The 16,153-nt window shown below is 42.5% G+C and carries 13 protein-coding genes and 1 pseudogene; 9 read left to right on the plus strand and 5 right to left on the minus strand.

Annotation, left to right across the window (positions count from 1 at the left end; all coding sequences use genetic code 11):
• Window positions 1–23: 23 nt before the first annotated feature.
• The 5 genes from B2R65_RS03125 (at window position 24) to B2R65_RS03145 (ending at window position 8,770) form a co-directional block, all read left to right on the plus strand.
• Window positions 24–422, plus strand: a complete 399-nt coding sequence (locus B2R65_RS03125) for a DUF3224 domain-containing protein (protein WP_029773150.1) — start codon at window positions 24–26, stop codon at window positions 420–422.
• 180 nt (window positions 423–602) lie between these two features.
• Window positions 603–785 carry a DUF4177 domain-containing protein gene (locus tag B2R65_RS03130; protein ID WP_273611859.1) on the plus strand — a complete coding sequence of 61 codons (183 nt, stop codon included), beginning with the start codon at window positions 603–605 and terminating at the stop codon, window positions 783–785.
• Complete coding sequence (locus B2R65_RS03135) at window positions 786–1,403, plus strand: LysE family translocator (protein ID WP_273611860.1); 618 nt, start codon at window positions 786–788, stop codon at window positions 1,401–1,403.
• A gap of 166 nt (window positions 1,404–1,569) precedes the next feature.
• Window positions 1,570–4,443, plus strand: coding sequence for a TonB-dependent receptor (locus B2R65_RS03140; protein ID WP_286741036.1), 2,874 nt, complete (start codon window positions 1,570–1,572; stop codon window positions 4,441–4,443).
• Between the two features lie 22 nt (window positions 4,444–4,465).
• On the plus strand, window positions 4,466–8,770 hold the full coding sequence (locus tag B2R65_RS03145; RefSeq protein WP_286741037.1) for an alpha-1,6-glucosidase domain-containing protein: 4,305 nt from the start codon (window positions 4,466–4,468) through the stop codon (window positions 8,768–8,770).
• Window positions 8,771–8,856: 86 nt separating this feature from the next.
• On the opposite strand, the gene B2R65_RS03150 is transcribed toward B2R65_RS03145, so the two are convergent.
• Window positions 8,857–9,606 (minus strand): MipA/OmpV family protein, encoded by a 750-nt coding sequence (locus B2R65_RS03150; protein WP_286741040.1) that lies wholly within the window; start codon window positions 9,604–9,606, stop codon window positions 8,857–8,859.
• Between the two features lie 227 nt (window positions 9,607–9,833).
• Here B2R65_RS03150 and B2R65_RS03155 point away from each other — a divergent pair, with 227 nt between their 5' ends.
• On the plus strand, window positions 9,834–10,373 hold the full coding sequence (locus B2R65_RS03155) for a PH domain-containing protein (protein WP_096740265.1): 540 nt from the start codon (window positions 9,834–9,836) through the stop codon (window positions 10,371–10,373).
• Here the strand turns inward: B2R65_RS03155 and B2R65_RS03160 are convergent.
• From B2R65_RS03160 to B2R65_RS03170, 3 genes are all read right to left on the minus strand, one after another.
• Window positions 10,370–12,148, minus strand: coding sequence for an alkaline phosphatase D family protein (locus tag B2R65_RS03160; RefSeq protein ID WP_286741046.1), 1,779 nt, complete (start codon window positions 12,146–12,148; stop codon window positions 10,370–10,372). The two genes, B2R65_RS03155 and B2R65_RS03160, sit on opposite strands and share 4 nt — an antisense overlap.
• A 66-nt stretch (window positions 12,149–12,214) precedes the next feature.
• Window positions 12,215–12,559 carry a rhodanese-like domain-containing protein gene (locus tag B2R65_RS03165; protein WP_054983350.1) on the minus strand — a complete coding sequence of 115 codons (345 nt, stop codon included), beginning with the start codon at window positions 12,557–12,559 and terminating at the stop codon, window positions 12,215–12,217.
• The gene (locus tag B2R65_RS03170; protein WP_286741049.1) at window positions 12,559–12,747 is read right to left on the minus strand and encodes a YgaP family membrane protein; all 189 of its coding nucleotides are present in this window, start codon (window positions 12,745–12,747) and stop codon (window positions 12,559–12,561) included. Before B2R65_RS03170 ends, B2R65_RS03165 begins: the two co-directional genes overlap by 1 nt.
• A gap of 99 nt (window positions 12,748–12,846) precedes the next feature.
• Here B2R65_RS03170 and B2R65_RS03175 point away from each other — a divergent pair, with 99 nt between their 5' ends.
• The gene (locus tag B2R65_RS03175) at window positions 12,847–13,155 is read left to right on the plus strand and encodes an ArsR/SmtB family transcription factor (protein ID WP_024033876.1); all 309 of its coding nucleotides are present in this window, start codon (window positions 12,847–12,849) and stop codon (window positions 13,153–13,155) included.
• A gap of 6 nt (window positions 13,156–13,161) precedes the next feature.
• Here B2R65_RS03175 and B2R65_RS03180 read toward each other — a convergent pair whose 3' ends face one another.
• Window positions 13,162–13,839, minus strand: a complete 678-nt coding sequence (locus B2R65_RS03180; protein ID WP_039972480.1) for a nitroreductase family protein — start codon at window positions 13,837–13,839, stop codon at window positions 13,162–13,164.
• Between the two features lie 185 nt (window positions 13,840–14,024).
• On the opposite strand from B2R65_RS03180, the gene B2R65_RS03185 reads away from it, so the two are divergent.
• The gene (locus B2R65_RS03185; protein ID WP_029773142.1) at window positions 14,025–14,906 is read left to right on the plus strand and encodes an ABC transporter ATP-binding protein; all 882 of its coding nucleotides are present in this window, start codon (window positions 14,025–14,027) and stop codon (window positions 14,904–14,906) included.
• Window positions 14,907–14,915: 9 nt separating this feature from the next.
• Window positions 14,916–16,153, plus strand: a pseudogene (locus B2R65_RS03190) (hypothetical protein); the annotation flags it as partial.

The following is a 16,153-nucleotide window of genomic DNA, read 5'->3' on the forward strand; positions in this document are numbered from 1 at the left end:
ATTAGCATCAATAAGGAAACGTTATGACTACTGCAACCGTAAGTGGAGAATTTAATGTAAATCTGGCCCCAATAGAAGGCTACGCAAGCGGCCAAAACGGCGTTAATTTAGGGCGTATGTCGATAGATAAAACATTTAAAGGTAGCTTAAATGCCACCAGCCAAGGCGAAATGCTAAGCGCCATGACTCCTACACAAGGCAGTGCCGGTTATGTTGCCATAGAGCAAGTAATAGGCGAGCTTGAAGGTAAACAAGGCAGCTTTGTATTACAGCATTTTGGTACTATGGATAAAGGCCAAGACAGCCTAATTTTAAATGTAATTCCCGATTCAGGCACTCATGAGCTAGAAGGGTTAACGGGCAGTATGAAAATACGTATTGAGCAAGGGATTCACTACTACGATTTTGAATACACCTTATAATACCAATCCGCAATATTACTTAATCATTTTGCGGGCCTAAACGTGTCGCTACCTGCGTTAAAAAATTCTAATTTAGAACAACTAAATAGCGAATTTTTTGCCTAGCTATCAACACGTTTTTCCGTCCTCAAAAAAGATCACTTAAATAAGCGAATTGGTATAAGATACACAAGGATTAAAATGCAAAAAGTAATCGAATTTAGAAAGACTCGTTTTTTGGGGGGCGTAGATATAGCCGCACTGAATGACCGCATACAGGAATTAAATCAAGATGGCTGGAAAGTAATAAACGCAGTGCCAATAACCGGTTTTTATGGGCAAGTGCATGGTTATACATTATTTATTGAAACTGACGAGCTTTAAATGACATTTACAGTATGGTTAAGCCTAGCGGCTATTTGTATGATGGGTGCAATGTCGCCAGGGCCAAGTTTAGCGGTGGTTTTAAAGCACTCACTTAACGGCAGTATGAAAAACGGAATGCTTGCCGCGCTCAGCCATGGTACCGGTGTTGGGTTATACGCAGGTGCATCGTTATTAGGGCTAGGCGCTTTAATGATGCAGTTTCCGACTGTTTATCAAATATTAGTGTATTCAGGCGCAGCTTATTTGGCGTATTTAGGTATAAAAATATTGCTAGCAAAACCGAGCAATAACGAACTTGAAGTACAAAAAAGTGAAGTAAGTGCTGGCCAAGCTTTACAAGATGGCTTTGCTATTGCCTTTTTGAACCCCAAGCTCGCTATTTTCTTTTTAGCCTTGTTCTCGCAGTTTATTGACCCTCAGCTACTAACTTTAAGCGTGGGCATAATTATGTGTTTAACCGTGTTTGTAATTGATACCGGCTGGTATTTGCTGGTGGCGTTGCTGACAGAGGTTTCAAAAAATCGCTTTGGCTTTACCAAGCAAAGTCCGTGGCTTGATAAAATACTGGGAGTCGTATTTATTGCCCTTGCGATAAAAGTGGTGCTAAGCCTTTAAAGCGCGTTCCCGATACAGAGGCGCGTGCCTATATGCCCCTGCAGCCTAACCCTCATGCCCTGCATACGTATTCATCACATTAATTTTACCTTTTGGTTACAATTTGCTGGTTGTGTTTTAAACAATACAGCAACACCTGACAACAATAACTCAAAGGTTCACACACATGGACAAGTTTAAACTAAGTGCACTTATGCTGGCTTTATTTGCCGCTAATAGTGCATTGGCTGCAAACGAAGACTTAACAAATCAATCACCCAGCACACAAGCTGAAGATTTAGAAATTATTGAAGTGCGAGGCTTTAGTCGCAGTTTAATTCAATCTTTAAATCAAAAGCGTTTTAGCGATACGGTGTCAGAACAAATTTCTGCCGATGATTTAGGGGCACTGCCTGATATTTCAATGGCCGATGCACTTACACGATTACCTGGTATTTCAGCGGTGCGAACGGGTGGGCAAGCGGCGCAAATTAATATACGCGGGCTGTCGGGCGGGTTTGTATTTTCAACACTTAATGGCCGCGAGCAAGTATCTACAAGTGGCAGCCGCAGTATTGAGTTTGACCAATATCCGTCAGAATTAATTAGCTCTGCGGCGGTATACAAATCGCCAAAGGCATCGCTTATTGAAGGTGGCGTGGCCGGTACCGTAGAGCTTGAAACCGCCAGTCCACTTAATAATGATCAAACGCATAAATTTGTAGCTAATGTGCGTGGTATGTATAACGACCGCGCCTCAGAGGTATCGGATGCCACAGAATTTGGCGACCGGATTAGTTTTTCGTATCAAGGCAAATACCTAGACGACACGTTAGGCGTAGCGCTAGGCTATGCGCGTTTGTTTCAGCCAAGTGTAGCAACGCAGTTTATTGGCCTTGCGTACAACGACACAAAAGACGTTGATGGCGCAGCTAACGACACCAATGGCCCTTTAGCTAACCCAGAAAACGAATACATTAGCGAAGGCTTTGAGCTACAGCATTTAGGCGGCGAAGAAACCCGTAATGGTTACTTAGCAGCTATAGAGTGGGCGCCGGTAGATAACTTTACATTAAAAGGTGATGCGTTTTTATCGCGCTTTGATAAAGAGTCATTTGCTCGCGGCCTGAGGGTTAAATTAGGCGGGCCAACAGCTGCATATGCTAACGCTCAGCTTGATGGTAATGCCGTAATAGGCGCAGCGGTTAACCGCACTTCGCAAAGTTATACCCGCGTTGAAATAGTGAACGACGACAACCAAGACTTTGACGAAGTAGACAGCTTTGGCGTGAATGCCGATTGGCAGGTAACCGATAGACTAAACGTAAATGCCGATGTGTCGCTTTCTCGCGCAAAAAGTAATTTTAGAAATGGCTTACTGTGGAGTTTAGTAGCTGAAGATGCCAATGCAGAAACGCCAGTATTTGATAACAACGTAGCAATTAACTATCAATTAAATGGCTTAAATTTACCTGACGTTGGGTTTAATCAGGCGGCCGCCTTTAGTGATATAGACCGTGTAATGGTCAGCAAATATGGTATTTACCCAGATCAAACAGAAGATGAAGTAACTGCATTTAGGCTCGACTTTAAATACGAGATAGAAAGCGACATATTTAGCTCAGTAGAGTTTGGGGCGCGCTACTCAGATAGAGAGTACAGCCGTAAACGCTCGGTATTTGAGTACGGTAACGACGGGGCGTTTTCAGCAACGCAACCCCCTTTACGTTTAACCGACGATATGGCGTCAGTGGTTGACTGGCAGGGCGAGTTTAGTTACTTCCCGTCGTATTTAGCCATTGATTTAGACAAAGCACTTAACGCATGGTTTCCAGATGGCACGCCAAAACCCGTTCAAACATGGGGCAACGCCGATGGTGTAGACGACGCGCAAGGTTATACAACGAACTATTCGTGGTCAGTGTTACAAAGCGGCTCGGTGTTTGAAGATGTGCTAGCCGCGTACGTTATGGTAAACATTAACACGCAAATTGCCGGCCTTGACCTATCAGGTAATGTGGGTGTGCGCCGTATCGAAACCGACCAATCAGCAACCGTACTTGAAAATGTAGCGGGCGATGCGCGCTTAGGTGCGCAAAATATTGTTGATGAGAACGGCATTGTAAATGATTTATACGCGCCTAATGTATTAGGCACTAAATACACCGACTACTTACCATCATTAAATTTAAACCTGCAACTTAACGACAATTCACTTGTACGCTTTGCTGCGGCTAAAGTTATGTCGCGTGCACCAATTAACCGTTTAGCGGGCGATGCCAGCGCAAACGTAAGTGACGATGGTGTTATTAACGGTTCAAGTAATAACAACCCATTTTTAAAACCCTTTTATGCCGACCAGTACGACTTATCTTACGAATATTATTTTGAAGAAGGTAACGGCACTGTTGCTGCGGCGTTATTTTATAAAAATATAGACTCGTTTGTTGAAATCTTATCAATCGAAAACTTCGACTTTAAAGGTAATGGCTTTAACGTCCCTGACTCTATAGAAGATCCGGTCAGTGGTGAGCAAGTTGCTACAACAAACGGTATTTACACCACGGCAGTTAATAATGGCGAAGGTGGCTACATTAGAGGGCTAGAGCTTGCCTATACGCAAGTGTTTAGCTTTTTACCTTCGCCATTTAATGGCTTAGGCGCTAATGCAAGTTACTCATACACCGAAAGTGAAATTGAATCGATTACCAGTTTAGGGGGCGATACATTAGCGCAATCTTTACCTGGGCTGTCTAATAACGTGCTTAATGCCACGGTGTTTTATGCTTTAGACGATTTTGAAACCCGCCTTAATGTACGTTACCGCGATGAGTTTGTATCAGAGCAGGTTGCCATTAACGAACAAGTGGTTAATTTTGATGCTGAAACAGTCATCGATTTTCAAACGTCTTATCGCTTTAGCGATTCACTCACCATGCTTTTGCAAGTTAATAACTTAACGGATGAACCAACCCAAAGCTACTTTGGCTCAGAGCAGCGAACAGGGACTACTCAGTACTTTGGTCGTCAGTTTTATCTTGGTTTTACATACAGTCATTAATTAGCAAACGGAGCGTTTAAAAATGAAAATTATAACAATGTCTAAATATTTGCTAATAGCCTTAGGGTTAATGATATTAGCAGGATGTGGTGGGACAGATGAAGTTGAGTCGGGGCAGCAGCTTTTAACCTGTAATGTGCCACAAGTACCAAACGAAGCAGGCTCGCAATGTGTGGACCCTGAGCCTATAACGTGTGCAGCGCCTACTGTACCGGATGATAAAAACGAAAGCTGTGTGGTTGGCGCCGACCCAACCCTGCCAGACCCTGTGGTATTTGCAGGGGAAGGAGAGGCGGTTTTATTTTATAACCGCCTAGCCGATGATAACTACGAAGGCTACCGATTACATTCGTGGAATAACGAGATATGCGATGCTTATGCACCGCCATTTGATACCAGCGATTGGGCTAACGGCCATGAATACGATGGTATTGACCCTAACTACGGTGCGTATTGGATAATTAACCTTAAAGAGGGTTATAACGAATGTGCCAATTTTATTATTCATATTGGTACAGAAGGGTCAGGTAAAGCGTTTGGTGATGTGGATTTAACCATGCCGCTGATGCAAGACGATGAAACCTTTCAACGTATGAACTTTACCATTCATGGTGAGCCTTCGGTGTTTGAATACCCTATTTTAAGTTTGGGCGAACGCGCCGTTGCTATAGCAGGTGCTTCAGCGCATTGGATTGATTTAAATACTATTTTGTATAAACCAAGTAACGAGCTTACAAGCCTAATTAAGTTGCATTCATCAGCTACGGCTGAGCTGGAAGTGGATATAGATACTGGTTTAAACGGCGATACTGTTACGCTGCAATCAAGCAGTTTAACTGATGAGCAAGCGGCAAAAGTACCGCATTTAACCACTTGGAACGCATACGAAGGAAGTTGGGATACAAACACGGCTAAAGCGCTTATAAAATCGCAGCTTGTTATTGCCGGTTACGATAGTGAAGGTAAGCTGCTAGAAGCAAGCTATGTGCAAACCGCTAAAGCACTCGATGCCCTTTACACACAAGGCGAAGACGATGCTAACGAAGCTGTACTTGGCGTAACTTATGGCAATAACGCGATTGATGTAACTGTGTGGGCACCCACCGCTGATAACATGGTGCTAAACGTGTTTGATGATGCAAAAACACAAGTACACTCTATACCAATGACATTAAATACACAGACGGGTATTTGGCAGGCAAGTTTAGATATGCAATACGACCGCCACTACTACCGCTTTAATTTTGATGTTTACCACCCACTGACTCAGCAAATAGAGTCGCTTTGGAGTACAGACCCTTACTCACTCAATGTATCTACCAATGGTTTATACAGCCAGCTGATTAATTTAGCCGATGATGACACTAAACCAGAAGGCTGGGATGAACGTATCGTGCCCACTATTACTAACCCAGAAGATGCGGTTATTTATGAAGGCCACGTACGTGATTTTAGTGTGCGTGATCAGTCTGTAAGCGAAGCAAACCGCGGTAAATACCTTGCATTCACTGAACTTGAAAGCGTGCCAATGCAGCACCTTAAGCAATTAGCAGATAAAGGCTTAACACACTTTCATTTACTGCCAGTGACTGATATTGGCACCATTGAAGAGGATGCCTCACAGCGTGTGGAAATTACAGACACCTTGGGTAAATTATGTGAGCGTATTAACGATGAAGCTGATGCATGTAAAATCGAAGATAAAAACAGCACCATTGTCGATATTATGCAAAGTTACCTCCCTGGCTCAGATGATGCACAAGCATTAGCCAGTGCGATGCGTGATTTAGACGGCTTTAACTGGGGTTACGATCCGCATTACTTTATAGCGCCTGAAGGCTCGTATGCCTCAAGCCCAGAGGGCATTGCCCGCGTTAAAGAAACCCGCGCTATGGTGCAATCACTGCAAGAAGTAGGACTTCGTGTTGTACTGGATGTGGTTTATAACCATACAACGTCGTCGGGTATTTGGGACAAGTCGGTATTTGATAAGCTAGTACCGGGTTACTATCATCGCTATAACGAAGTAAGTGGTGAAATAGAGCGCTCAACGTGTTGTGAAAATACAGCTACAGAGCATGTAATGATGGATAAGTTTGTTACTGATTCATTGGTTATTTTAGCGCGTGAATTTGGCTACGACAGTTTTAGATTTGATGTTATGGGGCATATGCCAAAATCATCAATATTAGCTGCGCGTGAAGCCGTGCAGGCAGTTGACCCTGATAACTATTTTTACGGTGAAGGCTGGGATTTTGGTGAAGTAGCTAACAATCGTTTATTCACACAAGCTAAACAGGCTGATATGGCAGGCTCAGAGGTGGGTACATTTAACGACCGTATTCGTGAAGCCGTGCGTGGTGGTGCAATGTTTAGCAATAACCCGACAGATGGCAACCTAGCCGAACAAGACACGTTACGGTTATCGCTGGCGGGCAACTTACAAAATTACATTTTAAAAGACTTTAAAGGTAATTCATCTAAAGGTAATAGCTTTACTTGGAATACTCAGCCAACGGCGTATGCACTAGACCCAGCAGATAGCATTCATTACGTATCAAAACACGATAACGAAACACTGTGGGATCAGTTGCAATACAAACATGCATCAAGCATGAGTATTGAGCAACGTGTGCGCGCGCACAACATGGCATTGTCTATTCCACTTATGAGCCAAGGCATTCCTTTTATGCAATTGGGCGCTGATTTACTGCGTTCTAAGTCAATGGATCGTGATAGCTATAATGCCGGTGATTGGTTTAATGCTGTTGATTTAACCAAAGAGAATAATAACTGGAACATTGGTTTACCAAACGCAGAGAAAAACCAAGAAAAATGGTCTGAAATTATGCCTATCTCTGCTAATCCAGATGCACAGGCAATGCCGCAAGACATAGCCTATGCAGGTGATGTATTTAACGAGTTTTTACAAATACGTAGCAGCAGCCCACTATTTAGATTAACCACAGAGCAAGATGTCATTGAGCGAGTGGGTTTTCATAACGTAGGTAAAGCGCAGCAACATGGCTTAATTGTAATGAGCATTGATGATGGCGAAGGATTAACAGATTTAGACCCAGCATTTGACGCGCTTGTAGTGATGATTAACGCAACCGAGCAAACCCTTAGCCATACTATTGCCACTGCAGCGGGTTTTGAATTACACGACGTATTAAAAAACAGTGTTGATGCAAGCATGGCCAGCGCCAATTTTGCCCAAGGCGATAACGAAGGCACATTTACTGTACCGCCCTACACACTAGCTGTTTTTACTAAAAACCAAGGTGAGAGCCAAGGTGTTGGTTTAAGTGCAAATGCGACCGTAGGTGCGCCTGATGTAGTACCTTATGGCAGCACCGCTGTGTTTGTGCGCGGAACTTTAAACGACTGGGGCACACGCGATGCATTTGAATATATTGGCGAGGGTGAATACCGTATAGCAATTGCACTAAGCGCTGGCGATTACGAATTTAAAATTGCCTCAGAAGATTGGTCTACGGTTGATTTTGGTGCGCTTACTGACGCTGATAAAGATGTAGTTGAAAATCAAAGTGAGCCATTAACGCGCTCAGGTGCAAACATGACCTTTAGCGCTGCTATTGATGCAACCTATGTATTTTCGCTTAATGCTTCAAACCCTGAAAATCCAACGCTTACTTTATACAACGAAGAGCCATTTGTAGGCACTGCTATTTATGTGCGCGGTACGCTTAATGATTGGGGAGTAACCGATGAGCTAAGTTATAAAGGTAAAGGCATTTACACCTTTACTAAAACACTGAGCGCTGCAAGCTATGAATTTAAAGTAGCGTCAGAAGATTGGAGCACGGTTGATTATGGCTCGGCTGAGGGTGATGCCAGTGTAATGGTTGGCACCGCTGAGCAGTTGTCGGTTGCGGGCGCAAATATGACCATAGACATTGCCGAGCAAGGTGAATACCAGTTTATATTTGACGCCAGTGATTTAAATAACGTAACGCTAAAAGTGCTCAACGGCGAAATGTTTGCACAAACACCGGTATTTATTCGCGGCAGCTTAAATGAATGGAGTACTGATAACCCGCTTATGTACGAGGGTGATGCAATTTACTCTGCTTCTATTGAATTAGAAGTAGGCGACTACGAATTTAAAGTAGCGTCTGAAGATTGGAGTACAGTGGATTACGGTGGAGCAGGCGATACGCCGGTAGTGGTAATTGATGAACTAACACCACTTGAAGCGGTAGGTGCCAATATAGCACTGAGCATTACCGAATCGGGTAATTACACGTTTAATGTAATAGGCCCAGATAGAGAAAATGTAAGCATACTTATTAATAAGCAGTAGCAGTTATATTTTCCCAAACCTAAGCCGAGCATAGCCCTGTATGCTCGGCTTTTTTAATGCTTAATTAATGCCTAACAAAAGGGACATTAAAAACGATAGTTAACCGACATCATAACAGTTGTGGTGTTATCGGTATCAATAATGGGTGAGTCTTCAATATCAGAATCGAGCTGCTTATAGTTAACCATGGCATTTACGTTCCAGTTTTTGTTAATGTAATACATTAAAAATAAACCCGCATTATAGTTAACCGTAGAACCAAGTTCGTAAGGCGCATAGGTGGCAGATTCGCCCTGTGCTACACCATAATAATAGTTAGATACATCACTGCTATTTAGCTCAACACCCACAGAAGGAATGAGCATTAGTTGTTTAGATAACTTAATAGGGTAACTGTAATTGGTTTTAAATTTAGCGCCATCGCCGTGGCCTATTACATCATGAGTAGCACTGGCGCTTATTTTACCAAAGCTTGCAGTGTAACTAACCTGCGTACCTGCGTAGAGTGATAGCTTTCTATCGTCTAAGGCTTTTATGGCTGCAAGGTCTGAATCTGAGGTATCAAAGTTATCACCTGGCTCTAAAACTAATGACCAGTTAAAACCTTGCTGCTCCACTAATTTATAATCAAGCGACAAACCTTTAAAACTAAGCCTTTCACCTTCGTAAGTAATGATAGGTAAAAATAGCGTTTCACTGTCGGTACCTGCATAAGGTGAGCTGGTAGAAATGACACCGCCCCCTAATGAAAACTGCGACTCAGCTTGAGCAGTAATACTGCAAAGTGCAAGTGTGCCAACTAATAACCGTAGTGAGTTTTGTATATAAGTGTTCATAGGAGCCTTGATGTTAAGTAAAAAGTGAAAATTGTTTGCGATAAGTGAAGTGTGCCGCAACGCTATTAGGCTTTAGTGTAGCTATATTTTCGATTGGCGTTTGTAAGAGAGTGTATGAAAGTTTATCTGAATGTAAGTGGGTTAATTGCATTGAAGACGTTGATCACATAAGTTGAATAAAGGCATACGTTTGATTAGATTAATAAAATGGGAATGAGGATAAACCAATGAGCAACCCTATTTTAAAAAGTGCCAGCTTTGATCCCAAAGTGAAGCAATACTGGATGACCATGGCATGCTTTTTTAGTGCCGTTGCATTAGTGACCATTCCACTTATACCTGTGGTGTTATTTGTTGTATGGCTGGTGGCAGGTAAAATTTTGGCCGCTATGTCGGCGCAATTACTCACGCAAAAGCTGGTTGTTAAACGCGGCATTTTATTTAAAGAAGAAAAATCTATACCACTTGAAAAAATAACCGATGTTGGGCTGAACCAAGGGCCGCTTATGCGCTTTTTTGGGTTATACCGCTTAAGCTTTGAAACTGCAGGGCAGTCGGGTCATGGCGCATTGGTGTCATTACTTGGTGTTGAAAATGCCAGTGAGTTTAGAGAAGCCATACTTGAGCAAAAAGATAACTTAGCTGCGCAAGCCCCTAAAACACAGGAGCTTGCTGAAGATCACCTCAACCAAGCATTACTTGCTCGCTTAGTTGAGGTAGTAGAGCGCATAGATACGCGTTTGGCAGCTTTAGAGGCGAAGCGTTAAGCGTTTTGTAATTGAGCCTGACCTGCCAGCATACTTAGCTCTTTGGTACGGCTTTCAACAACCTGATATTCGCGCGCTTTAATTGTGCTTATATAATTCCACTTAGCACTGGCTTTTGCAGGTGTAAATGTAACGGTTAAATAGCCGCGCTCTACTAAATTATTATAAGCAAGGTCATCAACTAATAAGGCAATTACTTGCTCTATTTGCGCTACGGTTTGCGCATCTTGTGTGTTTAGCGCTAAATATTCTTCAAGCCCAGGTGATGAAACCGATGCCGTTGCAAATTCCACCCCAGCATTTTGTGAGGCTGCAATAGGGTTACTGGCATCAGTTTTAAGCTGTCCCGCCCAGCCGTTATGAGTATCTCCGGCTAAAACTACTAAGTTTTTTTGTGCTGCAATAGCGGTACCTAATAATACTTCTCGCTCGTAGGCATAGCCATCCCACGCATCAAGGTTATACGGTATGGTGGTTTGAACACGGGCAAGCTCTGCCTCGGTTACACTTGGGTCGCCCGCTAATACACGGCCTTTAATTTGCGCCAGCTCTGCAAATAATACATTGGCCTGTGCGAGCAATTCACTTGGATCGCCACCATTTGCCTGAGCACTTTGTAAGCTAGAAAGTAGTAACATGACCTCTACTGGTAAGTGCATTTTTGTCATTAGCACTTGTTGCCCTAACACTTGCCACTGTGTGCTTGAGGTAGTGATGGCATCACTAAGCCATGTAAGTTGTTCACTGCCTAATAATGCACGGTCAGTTGCACCTATTGCTGCAGCAAATGCGCTTTGCCCGGCAGGGGAGGTAAGGTCAAAATCACTATAGTTAAGCTGCTCATCACGGGCTAATACACGGGTATCTAGCATGTATAAAGAGACTAAATTACCAAACTCAAAGCGTCGGTAAATACGTTCTTTGTCGGCTACATTACGAATTGGCATCCACTCAAAGTAGGCTTGTAGTGCATTGAGTTTACGTTGGCTAAATTCGCCTTCACCTTCGTTATGGTTTTCTGCGCCTTCGCGCCATGTGTCGTTGGTGATTTCGTGGTCGTCCCACACTGTTATAAATGCACAGTGGCTATGGGCTGCTTGTAAGTCGGCATCGAGGCGATAATTTGCATAGCGTTTTCTATAATCGGTCAGTGCGATAATTTCGCTGCTGTTATCTAAGGGTAGCAGTCGCTCTAACTGTGCGGCGTCTTCGGTTGCATAACCCGTATTGCTGTATTCGTATATGTAATCACCTAAGTGCAGTACCGCATCTAAATCGCTTTGCTTAGCAATTTCGCCATACACATGAAAATACCCGGCAGGGTAATTTGCGCACGATACAACGGCTAATTTCACCTGTTCAACCGCACCGACAGGAAGCGTTTTACCTTGTCCGATAGGGGAGGTTTTTCCGTGTGCATTAAAGCGATAGTAATATACGGTATTGGCATCAAGCCCTTGTAAATCAACTTTAAGAGTAAAGTCGGTGGTATCACTGATATGTGTTTCACCATCGTGAACAATATTTGTGAAGCTTTGGTCGGTGGCGGCTTGCCATTGTACTTTTAGCGATTTAGTTGTTACATCGAGTGGGGTTACACGGGTCCAAATAATTAAGCTATCGCTTAGCGGGTCGCCGCTGGCAACGCCGTGGTCAAAGCTAACGGGTGTGTCGTCATCATCGTCAAAACGACAACCTGTTAAACCAAGTGATAATACGGCAGCGCCAAATCCTGCTGCCGATGCTTTTAAAAAACTTCTCCGTGTAAATGCCATTGCTTTGTACCTGTAAAGTGTAAAAAGCAAAGTGTAGGCAATTTAGGTTACTTTTTTGTGAAGCAATTAAAAAACTTCACTTACTTGCGTTGCATTACACGTAATAACGGTAACGTTTTCGTAGCCTACGCGGGTTAGCGCTTCTGCACCTAAGGTGGCGCGGGCACCGCTGGCACAATGTAAGTAAATAGGGCGTGCAGCGTCTTTTTCTATTTCCATTAGCTTCATTTCGAGTAATCCGCGTGGAATATTTACTGCCCCTACCGCAGCTACATTGGCATGCTCAGCGGGTTCGCGTACATCAATAAGTAAACCTTTATTTTGTTCTAGCTCTTGCTTTGCTTGCGCTGCATCAATACGGCGTTGGTTAGGTGTGATAATTTTTAGTAAATCAGGAATTGAAGTAAGCATTAGTCTGTAAATCCTCTTTTGCGCAAAAAAGTCATTAATGGGCACCATTTAGTGTAGGCGGATTGCACTAAGTTAATACCAATAAATAACGTTAAAAATTGAAAGTTACTATCAACAAAGTAGATTAAAAGCACAGAAATTGTAACGGCACTTCCGCCAATTAAGAGGATGGCGTCACTTATTTTCATGAATTGACCTTAACATTAGTTTTTTCTAATGTTAATTATATTAGAACTTACTAATGTAAAAGTCTATAATTAAAACACACAAAATAATTAAGTATCACAATGAATATTGAACAACTTGCAGAAAACGCTCAGCAGGCAGAGCAATTTTTAAAATTAATGGCAAATAAAAACCGTTTAATGATTTTATGTAGTTTATTGCAAGGTGAACAAAGTGTAGGTGAGTTAAATCAAAATGTTCCGTTGGCACAGTCTGCTTTGTCTCAGCATTTGGCGAGTTTACGTAAAGCCCAGCTAGTGGCAACTCGCCGTGAGGGACATACAATTTATTATTCGTTAATCGACCCAAAAGTTGAGTCGATTATTACGTTACTATACGAATGGTTTTGTAAGCAAAGTACCGCTGAGTAATTTGCTTTAAATAAAAGTGGCAATCTCATCAAGCGACTTTTTATCAAGTGCATGGGCAGGTACAGTTGCATCGTCACTTGGGTAGCCCGCAATAAGTAACATGTAAGGACGTTCGTTGTCTTTGTCGCGCTTACAAATGTCGGTTAAAAAACTCATTGGTTTAGGTGTATGGGTAAGCGTAGCTAAGCCACAGCGGTGCAGGGCTTGTATTAAAAATCCAGTAGCCAGCCCTACTGATTCGTGCACATAATAATTGGTGTTTTTATCATCCGTATTCACACCGCCTTTTTTTTGACTAAACACTGCAATAAGCCAAGGCGCATGTTCTAAATAGGGTTTATTGGCGTCGGTACCTAATGGTTTTAGCGCATCAAGCCACTCTTCTCCTGCTCTGCCTTCATAAAAAGAGCGCTCTAGTTTTTCGGCGGCCTCTCTTATTTGTTTTTTTACATCGCTACTGTTTATAGCTACAAAATGCCACGGTTGATGATTCGCTCCACTTGGCGCGGTACCTGCTGCTTTTATACAGGCTTCAATTATATTTTTAGGCACAGGTCGGTCGCTAAAGCTGCGAATACTATGGCGGCGCTGGCTGGTTTGTAAAAATTCGTTTGCGCGTTTTAGCATTTCATCGTGAGGGTATTCTATAAAATCGTTTAGTGGTTGGCTTTGATGTTTTTGCATGGCTTTACGCTTCTTATAAAGTGTGTGTGTGGTTTTTATACCGACTGAATAAATGCGAGGCAAGTATTATTACCTGTTGTGTTTATTTATTGTTACAAAATTAACCATGGTGTAACTTATGTTCCTTTTTTTAATGTGGTATAAAAAGCGCAATAAAAAAACTATTAAAATTCAAGGAAGTAAAAATGCTATCAATAACAGGGTTATCTAAAACCTACGATAATGGCGTACATGCACTACAAGGTGTTGATTTATCTATAGGAAAAGGAATGTTTGGGCTGCTAGGGCCAAATGGCGCGGGTAAATCATCACTAATGCGTACTATTTCTACGTTGCAATCTGCCGATTCGGGTTCAATCACGTTTGATGGTATTGATGTTTTTAAAGACCCACAGGCTTTGCGCCAACGTTTAGGTTACCTACCGCAAGATTTTGGTGTATACCCACGTGTTAGTGCTTACGACTTGCTGGACCACATGGCTGTTTTAAAGGGCATTCATAACAAAGGCGAGCGTAAAGAGTCGGTAGAAGGCTTGCTTGCACATACTAATTTATATCAACATCGCTCAAAAGCGGTAAGTGGCTTTTCGGGCGGTATGCGCCAGCGTTTTGGTATTGCACAAGCCTTACTAGGTGACCCTGATTTACTAATTGTTGATGAACCAACAGCAGGCCTAGACCCTGAAGAGCGAAATCGTTTTCATAACTTGCTAGTAAGCTTAGGCGAGCAAAAAGTCGTTATATTATCGACCCACATTGTTGAAGATGTGGCAGAGCTTTGCCCAAACATGGCCGTACTGGCAGGCGGAAAAATATTATTAGAGGGTAACCCCATTGCCCTTACCGATAAACTCCAAGGCCAAATTTGGCGCAAAGCCATGAGCCAAGAAGAAGCACTAGAGCTAGAGCCGCAACTGCCTGTTATTTCAAAACGCTTATTTGCTGGGCAAACCATATTACATGTATTAGCCAATGAAGCCCCTGAAGGTTTTGAGCTCAGCAGTGCAAACCTAGAAGATGTATATTTTTCTACTTTGCTTAATCATCGTAACAGCCAAGTAGCATAAGGGGGCGCTATGTTTTTTAATATGCTCGCGTTTGAGCTGCGCTATTTTGTGCGCCAGCCTTCGTTTTATGTGACCTCATTAATCTTCTTTTTTATGGCGTTTTTTATAAGCTCCAGTAGTAAGTTTCCGCTAGGTGGGGCTAATGTTCATATGAATTCGCCTTATACCATTATGGTTTTAACGGTTACCTTTTGTACGCTTGCTATGTTTTTAGTGGTTAACTTTGTTGCAAGCTCAGCGATTCGCAACAGCGAGACCAAAATGGATGAGCTGGTGTTTAGTAAGCCCGTTAACCCGCTTGCTTATCAATCAGGGCGTTTTTTTGGTGCTTACTTGGTTGTGCTCGTTGTTTTTTTAACTGTGCCACTAGGCGTATTTTTGGGATCTCAGTTTGGCTTGTTGGTTGGCTGGCTTGATAGTGAGCTAGTAGGCCCTAATAAGTTTATATATTACGCTGCGCCTTTTTTATATTTAGCGGTGCCAAGCTTATTGGTCCTCAGTGCTATTTTTAATAGTGTGGCGGTTTATTTTAAAACCATGATGGCGGTATATGTAACGGCCGTGGTGATCTATATAAGTTACCAATTGGCGAGTATCTATTTTGACGATTTAGCGTTTAGAAATATTGTTGTTTACGCAGACCCATTTGGCACTGGTTCATTAATTGACTTAACCCGTTACTGGACTGTAAGTGATAAAAATACTGAAGTGTTAACGCTTTCGGGCGATTTTTTAATTAACCGTATTTTATGGGTAGCACTAAGTTTAGCGATGTTTTTTGGCCTCGGAAAGTTAGGTAACCGCGTAGTCACTAAAAAACAGAAAAAGCAATTTGCTGTCTCTACGTTTGTAAAAAATAAACAAGCAGCACTTATTAGCAGTGCTAAAAATTACAAGTCAAAAGGGGTCAATACGCAATCGCAATTAGTAATGCGCAGCTTATTTGAGCTTAAGCAGGTTATATTAAGTGCTCCTTTTATGATTTTAGCGGGTGTCAGTATTATTACGTTACTCGCACCACTTTTTGCGCCTATTGGCGCATATGGCACAACAGATTGGCCGCTCACACAAAACATGGTGGGCATTATTCAAAACGCCTCCGCTATATTTATGTTTATTATTATTGCTTATTACAGCGCAGAGCTGGTTTGGCGAGAACGCCACAGTGGTATGGGCGATATTGTTGACAGCTACCCGGTGCATAACAGTGTGTTTTGGGTATCTAAAATTATTGCGCTAATCACTGC

The organism is Pseudoalteromonas sp. UBA2102 (assembly GCF_002331165.1).
Lineage (GTDB): Bacteria > Pseudomonadota > Gammaproteobacteria > Enterobacterales > Alteromonadaceae > Pseudoalteromonas > Pseudoalteromonas atlantica.

What these genes read in the sequence shown, in the direction of transcription:
- B2R65_RS03125 (WP_029773150.1), top strand. Translation starts at nt 24, where the DNA reads ATGACTACTGCAACCGTAAGTGGAGAATTTAATGTAAATCTGGCCCCA.
- B2R65_RS03130 (WP_273611859.1), top strand. Translation starts at nt 603, where the DNA reads ATGCAAAAAGTAATCGAATTTAGAAAGACTCGTTTTTTGGGGGGCGTA.
- B2R65_RS03135 (WP_273611860.1), top strand. Translation starts at nt 786, where the DNA reads ATGACATTTACAGTATGGTTAAGCCTAGCGGCTATTTGTATGATGGGT.
- B2R65_RS03140 (WP_286741036.1), top strand. Translation starts at nt 1,570, where the DNA reads ATGGACAAGTTTAAACTAAGTGCACTTATGCTGGCTTTATTTGCCGCT.
- B2R65_RS03145 (WP_286741037.1), top strand. Translation starts at nt 4,466, where the DNA reads ATGAAAATTATAACAATGTCTAAATATTTGCTAATAGCCTTAGGGTTA.
- B2R65_RS03150 (WP_286741040.1), bottom strand. Translation starts at nt 9,606, where the DNA reads ATGAACACTTATATACAAAACTCACTACGGTTATTAGTTGGCACACTT.
- B2R65_RS03155 (WP_096740265.1), top strand. Translation starts at nt 9,834, where the DNA reads ATGAGCAACCCTATTTTAAAAAGTGCCAGCTTTGATCCCAAAGTGAAG.
- B2R65_RS03160 (WP_286741046.1), bottom strand. Translation starts at nt 12,148, where the DNA reads ATGGCATTTACACGGAGAAGTTTTTTAAAAGCATCGGCAGCAGGATTT.
- B2R65_RS03165 (WP_054983350.1), bottom strand. Translation starts at nt 12,559, where the DNA reads ATGCTTACTTCAATTCCTGATTTACTAAAAATTATCACACCTAACCAA.
- B2R65_RS03170 (WP_286741049.1), bottom strand. Translation starts at nt 12,747, where the DNA reads ATGAAAATAAGTGACGCCATCCTCTTAATTGGCGGAAGTGCCGTTACA.
- B2R65_RS03175 (WP_024033876.1), top strand. Translation starts at nt 12,847, where the DNA reads ATGAATATTGAACAACTTGCAGAAAACGCTCAGCAGGCAGAGCAATTT.
- B2R65_RS03180 (WP_039972480.1), bottom strand. Translation starts at nt 13,839, where the DNA reads ATGCAAAAACATCAAAGCCAACCACTAAACGATTTTATAGAATACCCT.
- B2R65_RS03185 (WP_029773142.1), top strand. Translation starts at nt 14,025, where the DNA reads ATGCTATCAATAACAGGGTTATCTAAAACCTACGATAATGGCGTACAT.